The organism is Pseudocolwellia agarivorans, assembly GCF_002000085.1.
Taxonomy (GTDB): domain Bacteria; phylum Pseudomonadota; class Gammaproteobacteria; order Enterobacterales; family Alteromonadaceae; genus Pseudocolwellia; species Pseudocolwellia agarivorans.
In genome coordinates this window covers 10722-28949 of the sequence record NZ_MUZU01000018.1, presented here as the reverse complement: position 1 = coordinate 28949, position 18228 = coordinate 10722, and the positions used below count along the sequence as shown (strand labels likewise).

Below are 18228 nucleotides of genomic sequence, written 5' to 3'. Positions count from 1 at the left end.
GAACTAAGCTGTACTTACATCTTCAAGCGCTATTTACCTGATTGCGTATTAACATATTTTTTTAAAAGCACAGGTAAAATAGTAATGTCGGTCACTAACGCGACTATCATGGCGATACTGGTAAGTAAGCCAAACAACATGCTCGGAACAAAGTTTGAGAATACCAGTGAGCCAAAGCCAACAACAATCACCGTGGTGGTATAGATAAGTGCATAACCTACCGAGCTATTGGTTTTTAGTACAATGTTCGGTTTGTTATCGATGTCGATAGTGTCGTTGTTACTGCTGTTTAATTCGGCCAAATAACGATGCACATAATGTATTGTATCGTCCATCGAGATCCCCATCGCGACGGCTGCAATAGTAATGGTCATTAAATCGAGTGGTATCGCAAAAATCCCCATTACCCCCATAATTGCGGCTGTTGTTATAAAGTTGGGGATCAAGGCAATAATCGCCACTTTAAAAGATGAAAATATAATCATTAACGTTATTGCCATTGCACCGTACACAATGGCTAACGTAACAATTTGCGAATTAACTAAGCGCGATAGTATGTCTTCGTACAATATAAATAAGCTAGTTAGTGTGTATTGATCTTTTTGTACGCCTAAGGTGTTTAATTCTTTATGAATATTTGCCAGTAGGTCTGCCCTGTTTAATCCTTCGGTGCTGTCTTGCACTCGCATTGAAATACGTGCTTGATTATCGCTTTCAGAGAAATACGCACCAAAAAGGTCTTTTTGTAAGTCAGGCGACAAGCTGTTATACAATGCTGTTAACTCGTACTCGGTTAACGGTTTACCATTAACTACTTGGGCTATTTTAGTAAAGTCAGCAACCGATGTTATCGCGCCAATCGCTTCGTTTTTTACCAGCATGTTTTGAATGTTAGTAATGGTTTTTACGGCATCGGCTGAAATAACTAAGTCGGTTTTTGTTTCGTTGTCAGGAATATTGTACAAAAGGTCGAATGGCGTAGAGCCTCCAAATTGCTGGTCGATAAAAGTTAATTCTTTGCGTACATCGGTAGACTCGTCAAAGTAATTTAAAAAGCTATTTTCTGCCGTTAATAATAAGCAACCACCTAAACCAATAACCGTTAGCAATACCGAACTCACCACAATACGCTTAGGTTTATGAATAACCGTACGAGCAAACCATTGCATGCTTTTTTCAACCACTTTGTGTTCGGCTACATAGGTTTGTTTATTAAAAAGGGCGATGAGTAACGCAGGGAAAAACACCAAGCTCACAATAAAACTAACCAGCATGGCAACAACCATCATCCAACCAAAACTAATAACAGGCTGTACACCACTAAAAATAAGTGAACCAAAACCAATAGTGGTGGTTAAGCCAGCAAAAAAACACGGTTTAATTTTTTGTTTTATTGTCGCTATCACTAGTGCTTGATGCGACCAGTCTTGATGCTTTTTTACGAGCTCTTGGTAATGCACAATTAAGTGAATGATCATGGCGAGCGACAAAATGATTTGGAGTGCAAATACATTGGCCGATATAACGGTAACTTTAAACGCCAGCGCCGTTAATAAACCTACCGTAATAACCACACTGGTTGCACAGCCAATGATAGGCAGTAACACCCAACTGACTTGACGAAATAAATACGCAAGAATAATTACAATTAAACAAAAAATAGCTGAGCCAAACAGCACTAAATCGTTTTGTATTATTTTGATCAGTTCGTACGTAAGTAAGTTATTACCACCTAAATAAAAGTCGCCTGTGTTTTGGTAAGGCTTTAATATTGAACGTATTTCTTCAATTTCGCTAATACGTTTTGTTTCTAATTTTTTATTGAGTTGAGCGCTTTTATCTTTTAATTGATTAAGCTGAGTTCGCTCTTTTTCAGAAAGCTCTCGTGTTAATACGTGCTTTTTAATATCAATAATGTCGTTATTAATGCGTGTGAGTTCAAGATCGGCTTTAAAAACAACTTGTAACGATAATGCCGTTTGCTCTTTATTAATTAATAAATCTTCGTAAAGGGGATGATTTTTTAAGTTGAGTAAAAGCGTATTTTTAGGAAATTTTTGCTCTTCCCACGTTAAGGTGTTTACCTCAGCAGTAAACGATTTAGCCGCAGTAAAAATAGGCACATTTACAATGCTATTTACTTTTTTAACACGTGTTATATTCGCTATTTTTTTACCTATTTCGGAAACCGCTTGTAACGTTTTTTCGTCAACAACACTTTCAATTTTAGGCTGATAAGCAATAAGAATAAACTCTTCTGAACCATAACGCTGGTCGGCAAGTTGCGTCGCAATAAAGTGTTTATTATCGTCAACGAGTAACGTATCTGCCGAGGCGTTAATTTCAAAATTTTTCGCTTGCCAAGCTAATGCCACTGTAATTACGGCAAAAGCGATACATATAAAATACGCAGAAGTTTTTAAAGAAAATTTAAACATTACTTGCCACCTTTATTGTTTACGCTAAAGGCTTCTTTACGTATTTCTTGTCCATCACGTTGCACGTTTTGCATATATAAATTGCGAACAAATTCATAGCGGTTATCAACGTTTTCAAGTACCTTCGGATAATTTGACAACACCGGAACTTGCTCGTGCACACCATCAACTATTAATAATTGCTGAGCGGCACTTTCATCATTAATAAAATTTAATGGATGAGTAAAATAATTGAATGTTAATGAACCTGTGTCTCTAAAGTCTGACGGCCCAAGTAAAGGTAAAACAATATAAGCACCATAACCCACACCGTAAGATTGCAACGTATTACCAAAGGTTGTTTTGTTTCTTTCTATGTCCATTAAGTCGTCGGCTGCATCAAATAGCCCTGCAAGACCTACCGTGCTATTAATAACGATACGCTTTATGCTTTCCCAACTTTCTGCAAAGTTACCCTGCAATAAGTGATTTAAGGCGTAAAGAGGTTCGCGCAGATTGTAGAAAAAATTAGTAATGGCTTGATCAATCACTTCAGGCATTATTTTTTCATAACCCGCAGCTATCGGGCTGAGCACATATTCGTACGCCGCGTTGTTAAACGAAAAAATAGGTTCGTTAATAAACCTTAACGGATCTTCAGGAGCTGTGTAACTGACAACGCTGGGTTGATTCATCACCTCAGTTTCGTACGGCCCTTTTTGCACTTCAGCCGTTTGAACACTATGAGTTACAGCTACGTTTTTTTTATGTTTTATCGATTCGGTTGATGAGCATGCGGTTAACAGTAAAAAACAAAACAACATACCTACGTATATAAGTTTTACGTAAACATCACCACAAACATTATTCTTGTGAGCTTTTAACATGTTGCCCCCTTAGTTATGTAGAAATTATGATTAAGATTCGCTTTTTTGATTTTTTGTGTGAAACTGTTCGGTTAATACTGTGCTTAGCTCTTTACCGCCTTTAGCACCAAAATCGAGTGTTCGAATAGGAAATGGAATTAAGATATCAGCTGTTTCTAATGATTTTTTAATACTAGAGATAGCACCGTGCCTAGCCGCCATATAGCCTGGTTCGCCGGGGTAATCTATCCAGAACCAAACTAACAGATTAATCGCGCTGTCGCCAAAGCTTTCAGCGAAAACAGCGGTTTCATTTTTTCTAATAACAAAATCACATTTATTTAATGCGCTAACAATAACATTAGCCGCTTCATCAGGGTCATCGGCATAAGATATAGATACGGGTACTTCTACCTTACGTATACCCAAAATAGTAAAGTTAGTTAAAATATTACGAAATAGTATTTTGTTAGGGATAACTTCGATTTGACCCGAAAAAGTTTCAACCAGTGTGTTTCTTAAATTAATGGTTTGAACGCTACCAAATACACCATTGGCTTCAATAACATCGCCCATTTTAAAGGGTTTTCTGATACCCATTACAATGCCAGCAATAAGGTTTTCGGTCATATCTTGAAAGGCAAAACCGATAGCAAGACCAATAATACCGGCACCAGCAAGTAACGAGGTTACGGTACCTTTTAAGCCGATAAAGTCTAAGCAAATAAAGATACCCAGCATGATTAAACAGCTTTTTATAATAGCGGATAATAAATCAGCTATTTGTCGAGAATCGAATGTACGCCTTAAAACATTACGTATAACCTTGCCCGCTATACGTACAAAGAAAGAAAAGAAGATAATAAAAACAAGCGCAACAATTAAGTTAGGTATGTGTTGTACGCCTGTTTCTAACCAGCGGCTGAGTTTGCTTCCAATAAGCTCCCAATATTTATCGACATTCAATAGCTCCATATTTAATAAATCCATAGTTACCTCTACGATCAAAATAATATTATGGATGTTGCAACATTTACGCCTAAACATAGACTATTGATGTATAAGTAATTTATTTTATTTCAAACTATCTTTATATCCCTATAGAGTAAATTTTACAAAATAAATTGTTAGTTATTCATTATGATAAGTTCATACTATTACTGTTTTAAAAACGTGGTTAAGGCATTAGGATTAATGTTAATAACCAGTTCTTCGCTATTAAATAATTCACCGTCAATCACGTAGTTAATCAACTCGTCGCTTTTAATGGTAACTTTCTTAACTCGTTGAGTTTGTATGTTTTGATCTACAGACGTTAATTCACGATTAGCGTTACTGGAGCTATTTATATTTAAGCCTGCTGAAATAAGTTCGCCCAACCCCATCAGTTTATTGCTACCGTTTTCTATTGTGTTAATCCAAGTAACATCAAGAAAACCGTCTTGGCAGTTAGGCGTGCCATTACCTTGAGCAAGCAAACTCGTAAAAGGGGCAGCATTCGCCACAATAAAGCTCGTGGTATCAATATCCTCAAAAGAGTTATTATCAAATGCAACGCTAAGCTTATGCGTTTTTCCTTGTGTATAGGCTTTCCAAAAACCACTTAAATAAGCAAATTGCCCTAAGTCGTCTTTTACACCTCTGTCTGCATAATTGATCATGTCGTGTTCTAAACCAATGCCAGCTAATAGCAATACGGTTTTTTCATTACAGATTGCGGTATCTATTTTAATGGTTTGCTTACTACATAAATGCGATAACGCTAGCTCTACAGGGTTAATTTTAGAAAGATGACCATATAAATTATGAGCTAACGCATTGGCTGTTCCCATCGGCAAAAAGCCAAAATTAATAGGTTTATTCACTACTTGCTCCGCAACTTCTCTTAATGTGCCGTCGCCACCGGCCGCAATAACCGTTTTAATGTTGTTTGATAGTGCTTGTTGGGTTAATTGTTTAGCCGACAGCTCTAACGTGGTTTCTTTAATGGTTAATAAGAAATGTTTATAAAGCTGATTGATAACCTTATCTTGGTTTTTCTTCCATTTTCCGCCGCCTGCAGCAGGGTTCACAATTAACCATGCGTTAGGGTAGATTTCTATTTCATCATTTTCACGGTACTTTACTAACTGCTTGAGCTGTGAGGGGTTTAGTCCTGCTTGTGTGCGTACTTGGGTTATTTTTTCTAACACTTCTCTTACCGTTAGCTTAGGATATTTAACTAACAAATAAGCAGCTGCAACAAATACCGACCGCCCTCTTCCTAAAGCACAATGTACAACAACGTTATGCCCTTGCTTAATATGGTTATTGATCCATGTAACACTTTCTCTTAACGATTCAAGATCAGGTGTTTGATGATCAAGCGTTGGCACATTTAAGTAGTCTAGCGCTAATGCTGAAGCCCCCCAATCTAAAGCACTAAACTCGGCGGTCATGTCTACAATCGCATGAATATTGGTGATATTAGCTGAGGTAAAGTCTTGCGTGTTTAACCGAGTAGCAACGTATAAACCTTTATCTATTTTGTGCATTTTATCGGTTTTATCTAAGCGTCTTGCAACCGCGTTATAAACATAAACCCCTGAAATAAAAGGCCATAATAGAATATTGATATAGAGAGGAATTCTTCCATCGTTGTTTTTTCTAAAAATTTTAGGCTGCTTTATTAAATAAGCGGTTGAGATAAGAAAAAACGAAGCACTTGCCCAATAAAAAATAAACGAGATGAAAAATGCGCTGTAGTAACCCAATACAGCAAAAATTAGCGTTAAGGCAATATAATAAAAATGAATAGCCATGAATATGTTCCTTTATTAAGAATCGATATTCAATAAGCTGCAAATACCAGACCACACGATAAACCACTGATAAGTAATGATAATATAAAAATTCTACCACCTTTATTTATTGTTTTTTGTAATATTTACATAAATCTATGTCGACTGATCTCATACTTCTTAATTTTAGAAGCGAGCGTTGTTGGTTTTAAACCAAGTAATTCTGCCGCGCCGTCATTACCATAAATTTTGCCTTTGCAGTGCTGTAACGCTTTTTCAATATTACTTTTTTCTAATGCTTTATGTTGTGTTGCGCTCATGAGTTCTGATGGCGCTACTGTTTTTGATGGCACCTGAATATTGTTAGTTTGCTTAGCTAAAATATCGAAGGTAATTTTATCGCCTTTAGCTAAAATTATTTGTCGTTCAATTATATTTTCTAACTCGCGTATATTGCCCGGCCAAGTGTATTGTTCTAACAACTGCATTTGCGCTAATGAGACTTTAGGTTGTGGTTTATTAATACGTCGGCACACCTTATTAATAAAATGTTTAACGAGTAGCGGTAAGTCGTCGATACGATCACGCAACGCTGGGGATTGAATAGGAAATACATTCAGCCGATAGTATAAATCTTCTCTAAATTTGTTTTCTTTTATCAGGGCTCTTAAGTCTTGATTGGTGGCAGAAATAACCCGAACATCAACATTTCTTGTACGAGAGTCGCCAACTCTTTCGTATTGTTGTTCTTGCAATACTCGCAGTAATTTACCTTGTAACTGGATCGGTATTTCGCCCACTTCATCTAAAAATATCGTGGCTCCGTCTGCTAGTTCAAAACGTCCTATTCGATCAGATATTGCGCCTGAAAAGGCTCCTTTTACATGGCCAAAAAATTCACTTTCAAATAATTCAGCGGGAATAGCCGCGCAGTTAACACGAATAAGTGGCCGTGCTTTTCGTTCGCTTACTTCATGTATTGCTCTAGCAATAAGTTCTTTACCTGTCCCCGACTCGCCTATAATAAGTACATTCGCATTGGTTGGTGCAACTAATTCAATTTGTTGTACCATGTGCTGCACTTGAGCACTTTGCCCAATAATTTGGTGATGATTAAAATCGGCATTTAGCTCTTCTAATAAATAGGCATTTTCCATTTCTAGTCGACGCTTTAATGAGTCAACTTCTTCCATAGCATTAAGTAGTTTTTGTTGAATACGTTTACGCTCGGTAATATCTCTAAAAATTACCACCGCACCAATTAATATGCCGTGCTCGGTTACTGGCGTGCTGGTGTATTCTACAGGAATAGGCTTCCCTTCTTTTGACCAAAACACTTCGTTATCAACGCTATGTATTTCACCATCGTTAAATGCCGCGTAAATAGGACAATCGTGCGCATGGTAATGGCTTCCGTCGGGATAAGTATGGTGCATCACTTCATGCATTTTTTTACCAATAATATCTTCTCTTTTCCATCCCGTTATTTTTTCTGCCGCTAGGTTTACAAAGGTTGTATTACCTTGATCGTCAACACCGTAAATACCATCGCCTACCGCGGTTAATAAGAGTTGATTTTGTCGTTCTATTTCTTCAAAAGCGGTTTCGTTTTTACGCCAATGCGCTAAACCTGATTGGTAATTAGATTCAACAATAGCTTGATGATAACGAGCAAAGCTTTCTACACTTTTTTGGCAACTCATTAATATATGTTCTTCAACCTGCGTTGCGTTGATTTCTAAATGGATAATCTCACTATTCACTTTAATGCTTAAATCGCTCGACCATGCATCTTTTTGAATAAGTACCTGCTGAGTAAAATGTATCAGTTGCTCTAAACATTCATGAAAAAATTGCGTGACTTTGTAGTTTGCTAAATCAGCCTCCTTTAACGCAAATAACTTTTTTGCTTTGCTATTGGCTTGCAAAATTTGGTTATTAGTTGGGTCTATTAACAACATGGCTGTGGGTGCGTTGTTAAACAAATTATTCTGCATTTTCTTATCCTAAAATGTTGCCTCATATTGCTTCATACAATTGTTAGGCCAAACAACGAATTATCGTTACATGAACCACGAAAAATCGTTAACAACGAAATATCGTTGACTTTAGAATTAATGAATTTTAATTTTTCCCTTAACAATCAAATAAATATAAAAATTAAAGCTATGGCACAGTTATCGCTATATCAGGTTACGGTTTGTTTTATGTTTGAAAAAATCAGCCAAGGTAAGAACATTTAAAAGCTTTTGCTCTAAATAAGTGCAACGCATCAATAAAGCACCTAGGTAAACATTCAAACACCCCATATTTTAAACTTAGCGAGGAAATACCATGACGATGACACGCAACGAAGTAACCGAATTAATTGTGACTCAAAAACTTTATAAAAAAGTTTCGTGGGGAGAATTAGCAGAAGTAATTGGTTTAAGTAAAGAATGGACAACAGCCGCTTTGCTAGGCCAGATGACATTAACAGCGGAGCAAGCTGAAAAAATAGGCGCCGTGCTCGACCTACCTGAAGACGCCATCATTCAACTGCAAGTAGTTCCTTATAAAGGTTCATTACCAACAGCAGTACCCACAGACCCACTTATTTACCGTTTTTACGAATTAATTAGCGTATACGGCACTACATTTAAAGAACTTATTCATGAAGAATTTGGCGACGGCATCATGAGTGCCATCGATTTTAATATGGACTTAAAGCGTGAACCTAACGAGAACGGCGATAGGGTTCAAATTCTCTTAAGCGGGAAGTTTTTACCTTACAAAACTTACTAACCATTAATAATAAAACTAAATTAAGTGAGAAATAATCATGGCTTATATTGAACCCAGTGAATTCGTAACCAAAATGGTCGATGCCGGTGAACAAAAAGTTTACATGTCGACTAAAGATACTATTATTCGTGCCTTTATGGCTGGCGCTATTCTTGGCTTAGCCGCTATTTTTGCGATTACCGTAGCAACTAAAACTGGCAGCCCTATTTTAGGCGCTTGTTTATTCCCTGTTGGCTTTATTATGTTGTACCTAATGAAGTTTGATTTACTCACCGGGGTATTTACGTTAGTGCCTTTAGCGCTACTTGATAAACGACCAGGCGTTACCGTTGGTGGTGTTATGCGTAATTGGGGCTTAGTCTTTGTCGGTAACTTTGCCGGCGCAATGACCACCGCTTTCTTTATGTCGTTTATTTTAACCTATGGTTATTCGGCTGATGGTGGTGCTATTGCCGCTAAAGTCGCTTCAATTGGTGAGTCGAGAACCTTAGGCTATCAAGAGCACGGTATTGGTGGTTGGTTAACTATTTTTATTCGCGGTATGTTGTGTAACTGGATGGTGTCTATGGGCGTGGTGGGTGCGATGATTTCAACTTCTGCTGGGGCTAAAATGGCGGCTATGTGGATGCCGGTTATGTTGTTCTTCTTCATGGGTTTTGAGCATTCTATTGTAAATATGTTTTTATTCCCGTTTTCTATGATCATGGGTGGTGACTTTACCGTTTACGATTACTTACTGTGGAATGAAATTCCTACAGTTTTAGGTAATTTAGCGGGTGGCTTGTTGTTAGTAGGTTTACCCCTTTATTTAACGCATGTTAGAACGTCGCCTGAGCGTAAAATTTCGTAAACGAATAACATTTTAGATTGTTGAAATATACAATGTTAGGCTTCGTAATTAGCGTTACGAAGCCTTTTTTATTTTAAGTAAGAATCTATCTATAAATGTTTCTCTTTTGACCAACGGATTAGTTTTTCAACATGAGTGCCTGAACTCATTATTAAATGACACACTTGCAATAGGCCTTTTTGATGACAATCCTCAAGTGCTTCACCACTTAGTTTAGCTAAGCTGTCTTTATTGATGGTGTATAAACCATTCATGTTTGTAGGTTTTAGACCACCTAAATCAAGCTCGAGGTTAATAGATTCGAGTAGATTGTATTTATATAAGCCCTCTAAAACCGCTTTATTTTGTTCCGTACTGCCCATCAGTTGCGCAAAAGTTGTTTGTATTCTTTTTAAGTAATCGGTAGGTTCGCCTTGTTGATCAAATAAACGTTCTCCTTCGCTACTAATAACCTGAGGATTTGCCATATCAATTGCGATACGACCACCAGAAAAGTCATCTTCTTGCGCCAGCATTGCTTGAAATGGGCGTCTTAAGACATCTAAAGGTAAGTATCTTGCCTGCCAAACATTATCTTTTATATAAAGGTTTTCACCTGATTCTATGCCTAATAAAGCACTAAATAAGAACTGTCCAGTGTTAGGGTTTTTAGTGATAAAGATAGGATATTCGTGCACAAGCGTTACAAGTTCTACGACCATAACAGTTGCTGTATTCATTTTGTTGTGAGGAACATCAACTAATGATGTATCAACTTTTACATTACGATGTTTTACAGAATCTAATAATTCAATGGTGTTCTTTGTCATATCTATCTCGCAGTTAAATTTTTGAAAGACCATATTTATAAATTTTATTTAGTAGGTCACGATTCGTTGGTAAAGTAGACAACAGCTGATGTTCTTTATGCTTATTATAATTTACCTGATCAGCTACGTAGTTTTTAATAAAAGGTTCTAATGCAAACGGCGGTTTTGTACGGAATTGACTACCATATAAAACAAACTGATAACTTGTTGCTTGAAACAACTCTCCGGTTGCTTCAAAGTCGTGTCCGTTAGGTATTTTGTATTCCCATAATTTCATCAGTTCTTGTAAACGCGCAGGAATAGACGACTCGTTTTTATTGTCTTGCCAAAAAGGGCTTGTGCGATGACTTAACGTATAGTGAAGCTTTAAAAAATCAATTGCTCTACCCCATCTATAATTAAATTTGTCGTTAAACCTTTGTGCTGAAATTTCCATTACATTTTTTGTAACGGGTAATTGTTCAGCGATCATCATTGCTGATAACTCTACCAATACTAATGCAGAAGCTTCTAAAGGTTCTAAAAATCCAGCGGAAAGTCCTACGGCTACACAGTTTTTGTGCCAAAATTTTTCTCGGTGGCCTGAAGTAAAATTAATTTCTCTAACCGTTAAGTTATCTGTTTTTCCGCCGGTCGATTCTATGTAAGCGAATAAATCGGCTTTAGCGATTTCGGTAGAAGTATGTTTACTTGAAAATACATAGCCAACACCTCTACGCGTAGGTAAACCTATGTCCCAAATCCAACCTGCGTCTTGAGCCGTAGATTTAGTACAAGAAGCAATAGGGCTATTTTCATCGTTATACATAACTTGTGTGGCAAGTGCTGTATCGGCAAACAAAATGTCGTTTACTGATTTAAATTTTACGCCTAGCGTTTGCCCCAGTAAAAGTGATTTAAATCCTGTACAGTCTATAAACAAATCACCCTCAAGGTGTTTGCCATTATCAAGTGCTACAGAAGTAATACTTTCATCTTCGCTTTGATTGACCTTATCAACCTCAGCTAAAACGTGTTTAACACCTAACTTTTCAACACAATGTTTTTGTAAAAACTTAGAGAATAAACCCGCGTCTAAATGATAGCCGTAGTTAGTAGATGATTTATATTCTGCATCGGTAATGCTTTTAGGGGCTAAGTGATGTTGACAAATTTCGTGTTGAACAGAGAAATGTTTAGAAAAAGCTTCAGGTATTGATTCTTTCAACCAATACTCGGCAAAAACTCCATCTACAGAATGCTGTAAATCGTCAAAAGGATGATAATAATAGCCTTCACCTTGGTTATTATCCCAGCCTATAAATTGTGAACCTTGTTTAAAAGAAGCATGACATTCTTTAAAGAATTCACTTTCTGATACGCCCATACTTTTTAAAGTTGAAGCCATTGTTGGCCATGTACCTTCGCCCACACCAATAGTAGGAATATTAGGTGATTCGCATAAAGTAATAGTAAGCTCTTTGTTGGCAATACGCGCTGGAAACCTTGAAGCGAGGATACCTGCAGTTATCCAACCCGCAGTACCACCGCCAACAATAACGATTGATTGAACAATATTACTCATGAATAACGCTCCAACAACTTTGTTTCGATAAGTATAATAACTATAAAGTTAAAGACCCATCATAATTGATAGGTCTTTTTTAATATAAATAGCAATTGTATTTATTATGGAATAGCAAACAATGCTAGGTTATCGATATGATAGACAATACCAGCTACTTGGAATCGAAGACGCACAGATACATCTTCGTTTTCCCAATCAGGTGTACCTGTTGCACTATCTGTATTAAGCATTACACGTACCGCACTATTGGCTGTATTACTCCATGTACTTGGATAAAAGTTATAAATTTCACCCGATGCTGTTTCTAGTTTAACTTCGAAACCTGTAGCCGCATCAGCAGGTGCGTTCGTTGGGTGTATGTCTAATTGCAACATATAGCGGCCACCTGATTTAACAGCGCCAGCTTGAACAGGTAAAACAACTTCTGATGCTGATTCATTGCCTGTTGTATCTACAGTTAACGCATACGTGCCATTAGTAACTTCTGTTACGGTATCAGTTACACCAATAATGCCAACACCATTGTTAGTAGGTACAACGCCATCTTCAAATGACGACGCTTCCATAGTTAGCATGTTATTTGCGTAGCCATCAATATCCGTTATATCCACAATACGTAAGTCATCTACGTAAGCATCACCATTAGTACAGCAGTCTGGACCGTTTAACGATTGAAATAAAGCATTAGGAACAATAGTGCCTAAATCCCAGTCAAAAGTTGTAAATACTTTGGTCGTTTCAGTCCACTTAGTTGAGTCAGCTACCCATTGTCTTAAGCCATCTTTCCACCAAGCTCTTTCTCCACCATAAGCATTAAAATGCATAAAGTCTTTGTCTCTTGCTATAGCGGTTTTTGACCAACCAGCATAATAGTAAATACGATCTGCTGTAGCAGGCCAATCAACTTCAAGACCAAGGCCCTTTTCAACAAAAACACTATTGTCGCCTGAATGAGATTCATCAGTCGAAATTACAGGATTTGTTAGTTGCCCATCATAGGCGACTTTTCTCCAACCTATATTGCTCGGCATATCGCCAGCTGGAAGTCCTTCAAAATCTTGCGATGCTCCATTATTAACTAAAATATTAGACTCTACGCCATTCACAAGAATAGCCAATGAACGTTCACCATCCGCTGTATTACCGTTTGCATCTTCAATCTGGTAAGTAAATTCAAACGACATATTGGTGCCAGCTGCAATATCGGTTAAAAACGCCGTAGGCGTGAAGGTTAAATTATTACCTTCTAATTTAGCACCGTACATTAACGCTTCAACACCATTTAATTTAACGTTTTTAACCGCCATGGCGTCGCCTTCGCGATCAACGACATCAGCAACTAAATCATAAACTTTTGCTGTGGCCGTTTCGTCTAACTCATCGTTTAAAAAGTAACTAGCAATTAGTGGTGCACCAGGAACATCTTTAACACCTAAAATATTAATAGTTAAATTTCTGCTTTGATCAAACCTATGGTCACTCACTTGATAGGTATAATTAAGTGTCACTTTTTCACCATCAGCGACTTGGCTAGCAATACTGGCAATATCGAGTATTAATTCGTTATTTTCATTAATTGATGATGGTAAAACAAAAGGATTATCTGCACTGGCAACCAAGTTAGATGCCCTTAAGGGTTCGTCATCAGCATCAACAACATTCACTAATAAATCTAACGTACCTGTACCTGCATCTTTAGTGTAATTACCGACTAAATCACCTGTAATTTCTGGCGCAAAATCTTCGCCAACGACATTAAACGTTGCAGTACGAGGAGTGCTCGCTTGACCGTCTGACACATCATAAGTAAAGACAATAGAATAAGTTTCTCCTGTATCTATAGAGTCAGCTAATGCAGAAGGTCGCAATAACATCGCGTTACCTTCTAGCTCAAAACCCACAGTACTTTCCATATTAGATGTTAGATTTTTAATAGATAAAAAATCACCGTCAGCATCAGTGACTACACCCGCACCTGTTTTTTCTCCCGAAGCGGTACCTAACAAAGAAACAAAACTAACAGCGTCTTTTTCGTTAACTGTAACTTCAATATTTCCTACTACAACCGGAGCTGCATTTGATGTTTTTACTTCTGGTTTGAACGATTTATCACCACAACCAGCAAGTGCTGTTGTGATAGCACCTACTAATAAAGTTTTTTGTATAATTTTCATAGTCAATTACCATTTTTTTAAAAAGGTATATAACTTACGTCCGTTACATACCTTATTTAATTGAATTAAAAGTTAACGCGAACACCTAAACGATAAGTAGTACCTACTTTGAACTTAGTGTATGTTCGTGATTTAGTTGCTTCACCATTAAGAGGATTACCTTCATCGTATGGTTCGTATGTATAACCTGCGGCATTATCTGCTGCTACACGATCAACTCTTAAGGTTCTACTTGTGAAATAAGTTCTAAATGCTGCATCTGTTAAATTCACAGCCTGCAAACTTATAGTCACATTATCATTAACTTTATAAGACGCTGATAAATCTAATGAATCACGTCCTTCATTCCAAATACTTCCTTGATTCCATGTACGTCCATTTTGGCTGGTATTCCAGTCTCTACCAACAAGAGAGTCTGAAGTACCTCGATAACTTAAACGTATTTGATGGCCATCTTGCTCCCAAAAGGTTGTAAAGTTATAAGAATGTTTTGGAGTATCTGCAACAGGGTATTCTGGTAGTGCTAGCCCAGTCACTTCTGATAGTTGAGCATCGTATTTACTGTCTTGGTAGGTATAGTTAGCCGAAACACCTAAACCACTTAAAAAGCCAGGTAAGAAATCATAAGTTTGAGAATAACCTATCTCAATACCATTGATTTTAGCGCCATCACCATTAATGTATTTAGCTACGTTGTATTCATCACATAGTAAATTTGGATCACTTGATAATGTAGGTGCTAAGGTTTTGTTAAACGGGAAATCAGCTGTACCATTTAATGATAAACACGAGCCTGTATCCGCAGCGTCAAGATAAATGGTATCTGCATCAACTGTTTCATCTTCTCTAAAGTCACGCACGTAACTTCTGAAAGATTCCGTATCCGCAAAGTTACTCATATCTTTTTGATAAAACGCAACACTTAACATAGACGTAGGATTAAAGTACCACTCTAAAGATAAATCTAAGTTTCTAGATTCTAAAGGTTTTAACTTAGTATTAAACTGCGTAATACTGCTTCCAACGTTTGAATCTTCACCTGACCAGTAAGCACCTTGGTTTAAAGAAAAACCCGGTCTTAATTGGTCAATTTCAGGTCTTGTCATTGTTTTTGAAATGGCAAAGCGCCCTACAAGATCATCCGTAATGGCATAATTTAAATTTAAGCTCGGTAAAAAGTTGGTATATTTATTTGTACCTGAAGCTGCAAACGAAGAAACACGATTACTACGAACTGAATCAGCAATAAAGCCAACAGTACTATTTGCTGTAGGAGTTGAACCATCCCAAGTGACTGGTGCTGTGGTTGAGCTAGGATCTCCAAACTCATCATAATGTGTTCCACTAATATCAGCATAGCGCCACATACTTGTCCATGTTGGAGCATTAAACTCCTCACCTTCACGTGCATGACCTGCTGGGAATGCATCAGCGTTTGGATCAGCTGATACGATTTCGAACCAATCAGCATAATCAGGATCATGACATGGCCCTGCATCAGGTATACGAGTCCAACCTGAAGGATCTGGTCCTGCAGATGTATCCCAACCTAAACCATCAACACGACCGAATTTTTTGGCATAACCGTTATCGCTTGGATCTGGAATTGGACAAGCTGATAAGCTTTTATCGCGTAGTTCTTCAAGTTTGGTATAACTAAATTCGCGAGCAAGGTTTGTTCCTGTATGGCTCCACCACTGAGCACCAGCAGCACCTTTAGCTTCAACTTCAGTTTCAACATAGCGCATACCAACATCACCGGTTAAAGCGCCATCTAAAAATTCGAAATTAGCTTTAAAATATACGGCTTTAGTATCTAAGTCTGTTGAGCGAGTTTCTGTATCGTTTACATCTCTAACAACATTATCATTACCATGAATTAAGCTAAGCGCTTTTCTGACATCTATAGGACTTAAGCCAGCTGTAATATGATTCTGATCATAACCTAAACTTTCCATAAAATCGTCAACACCTAAACCTTCAGATCTCGCGATTAAACTACCACGGATACCAGAAATATCACCGTTATCAATAACAGTTAATTGGCCTGTTTCTGAATCTTCTAATACAATGGTTTGGCTAGTTGAGGTAAATTGATAGTTTTGATTATCAACAAATTTTTCACGTTGACTGACCTTAGCACCAAATTCAAATTTAGTAATAGGCCCAAGCTCAACTGACCAGTCAAAATCAAGTTGTGCATTGTTGATTGTATCTTTTACGGCAACATCTGTTTGCGAAATAAAACCTAAGTGAAAGGTGTCTAAATCTGCAGGATTAAAGCCCGTTAACACATTCGTATTATCGTACCATTGTGATCTAGCAATACCTTCTTCATCTGTATATGCAAAGATGTTTTCTCCTAAATCAACAAAAGTGTCCCCGGTAATAATTTCACACTGCCCGGTAGTACAATCGTACCCTGTAGGAATAACATCTCGCCCAGCGTTGAATAATAATGGACCTGGAACTTGGTGAAAATTTTGCATATTGGTATATGCGTTGTCTGGACCACTTTGACTTTCACTACGAGAGTGTCCTAACGATAAACTCACTTGTAAATCATCAGTAATATAGTGTTCAATCTTTAAGGTCGTACTTAAATTACTTTCTTCAGTATCCGTGTTCGAACGGCTAATATCACCAGCACCAAAACGACTGATATCTTTTATTACAGTATTAGTCGTTGTATCAACAGTAAACCAATTGGCAAATGGGTCAGTAAATTGTGATTCATATTCTTCTGTCGCATAGTTAGCAACATTACGCTCGCCTTCTATTAAACCAGGGCTGATATTATTACGTGTTTTTATTTCATCAAATGTTCTATGGCGGTCTTGTTCACTATACGTAAGATCGTAGGTTATTTCGGTTTGATCTGTTGGTATCCATTGCAGCCCTAAAGTTAAGCCAGCTCGCTCAGATTCGTCTTGATGAAGTGAGTAAGAGGTATTACCGTGTTTAATCGCAATAACGTCACTTATTACGTCGCCATTTTGATCTGTAGCACTTGGATAAGCACTTGATTCAATAAAGTCACCCACTCTATATTGATCACGTCGTGTACTGTTTGAATCTTTATAAGCAGAAAGAGCTAAACCCAAACTGTCATCTAAAAATGTTTCAGTAACCGTAAACTGAACTTTACTGTCTGTTTTATCAGCAAATTCGTTGTATCGACCTTGCACCTCAAGTGCACGAATTGGGTCTTTATCAGCACGATTTAAAGGTTTAATAGTGACTAGGTTTACACTGCCACCTAATGAACCTTCATCATGGTCTGCACTCGGTGTTTTAACCACTTCAAGCCTTGAAAGAGCATCCGCAGAAAAAGAACTTAAATCAACCGCTTGGCTAAAATCAGTTGTCGCTAGTTGTTGGCCATTTAAAGTGATATTGTTTTGTTGTGAAGTTGCACCACGAATGGTAATTTGAGAGCCTTCGCCTTGATTTTGTACAATTGAAACACCGGTAATACGACCTAATGCATCAGCAATATTTTGGTCGGTACTTTTACCTATGTCTTCAGCATTAATGGTATCAACTACGTTAGATGAAAACCTTTTATCGTTTATTGATTTAATTAAACTACCGCGTAAACCAGTAACTTCAATAACCTCTATCTGTTCTTGTTCAGCATTTGCTTCAGCTATTTTTTTTTCGTCTTCAACAGCATTTTGTGCGTTAGCACTAGCCCCTAAAACTGAAAAAACAGCTAAGCAAACAGCATTAAGTTTAAACTTTTTACTTGCTTTCACTATCGTATCTCCCGTAGATATTCTGTTTATAATTCTTCTAGTTTTTGTAAATGTTCGGCAATCCCATCATGATCATTTGAGATTAACTACTAATACCACTCTAGTGCCGCCCCAACACACTTGTCAATCTTTTTTTGTTAACAATACACAATAAGCAAAGAATTAAGTTACCTAAAACATATAAGGAGATTTAAATAAGTTGTTACATTTTATAGTGTTAATA

General features: G+C 37.3%; 11 protein-coding genes. 2 read left to right on the top strand and 9 right to left on the bottom strand.

Translation table 11 applies throughout. The annotated features are described in order from the left end of the window. Window positions 1-29: 29 nt before the first annotated feature. The 5 genes from B0X80_RS18825 to B0X80_RS18805 form a co-directional block, all read right to left on the bottom strand. The gene (locus tag B0X80_RS18825; RefSeq protein WP_077343110.1) at window positions 30-2438 is read right to left on the bottom strand and encodes an efflux RND transporter permease subunit; all 2409 of its coding nucleotides are present in this window, start codon (window positions 2436-2438) and stop codon (window positions 30-32) included. Beyond that, the gene (locus tag B0X80_RS18820) at window positions 2438-3304 is read right to left on the bottom strand and encodes an MlaA family lipoprotein (protein ID WP_077343108.1); all 867 of its coding nucleotides are present in this window, start codon (window positions 3302-3304) and stop codon (window positions 2438-2440) included. Before B0X80_RS18820 ends, B0X80_RS18825 begins: the two co-directional genes overlap by 1 nt. 30 nt (window positions 3305-3334) lie before the next feature. Continuing rightward, entirely contained in the window at window positions 3335-4258 is a 924-nt protein-coding gene (locus tag B0X80_RS18815; protein ID WP_077343162.1) for a mechanosensitive ion channel family protein, read from the bottom strand. A 182-nt stretch (window positions 4259-4440) separates the two neighbouring features. Then, the gene (locus B0X80_RS18810) at window positions 4441-6084 is read right to left on the bottom strand and encodes a diacylglycerol kinase family protein (protein ID WP_077343106.1); all 1644 of its coding nucleotides are present in this window, start codon (window positions 6082-6084) and stop codon (window positions 4441-4443) included. A gap of 125 nt (window positions 6085-6209) precedes the next feature. Next, complete coding sequence (locus B0X80_RS18805) at window positions 6210-8060, bottom strand: sigma 54-interacting transcriptional regulator (RefSeq protein WP_077343104.1); 1851 nt, start codon at window positions 8058-8060, stop codon at window positions 6210-6212. A 337-nt stretch (window positions 8061-8397) separates the two neighbouring features. On the opposite strand from B0X80_RS18805, the gene cynS reads away from it, so the two are divergent. Continuing rightward, complete coding sequence (gene cynS / locus B0X80_RS18800) at window positions 8398-8847, top strand: cyanase (protein WP_217697172.1); 450 nt, start codon at window positions 8398-8400, stop codon at window positions 8845-8847. 37 nt (window positions 8848-8884) lie between these two features. Then, window positions 8885-9697 carry a formate/nitrite transporter family protein gene (locus B0X80_RS18795; RefSeq protein WP_077343102.1) on the top strand — a complete coding sequence of 271 codons (813 nt, stop codon included), beginning with the start codon at window positions 8885-8887 and terminating at the stop codon, window positions 9695-9697. A gap of 89 nt (window positions 9698-9786) precedes the next feature. On the opposite strand, the gene B0X80_RS18790 is transcribed toward B0X80_RS18795, so the two are convergent. The 4 genes from B0X80_RS18790 to B0X80_RS18775 form a co-directional block, all read right to left on the bottom strand. Further along, window positions 9787-10506, bottom strand: coding sequence for a SapC family protein (locus tag B0X80_RS18790; protein ID WP_077343158.1), 720 nt, complete (start codon window positions 10504-10506; stop codon window positions 9787-9789). A 13-nt stretch (window positions 10507-10519) separates the two neighbouring features. Then, a complete protein-coding gene (locus B0X80_RS18785) occupies window positions 10520-12070 on the bottom strand; it encodes a tryptophan halogenase family protein (RefSeq protein WP_077343100.1) in 1551 nt (516 codons plus the stop codon). 104 nt (window positions 12071-12174) lie between these two features. After that, window positions 12175-14247, bottom strand: coding sequence for an Ig-like domain-containing protein (locus tag B0X80_RS18780; protein ID WP_077343098.1), 2073 nt, complete (start codon window positions 14245-14247; stop codon window positions 12175-12177). A 65-nt stretch (window positions 14248-14312) separates the two neighbouring features. After that, entirely contained in the window at window positions 14313-18005 is a 3693-nt protein-coding gene (locus B0X80_RS18775; protein ID WP_245825500.1) for a TonB-dependent receptor domain-containing protein, read from the bottom strand. Window positions 18006-18228 lie beyond the last annotated feature (223 nt).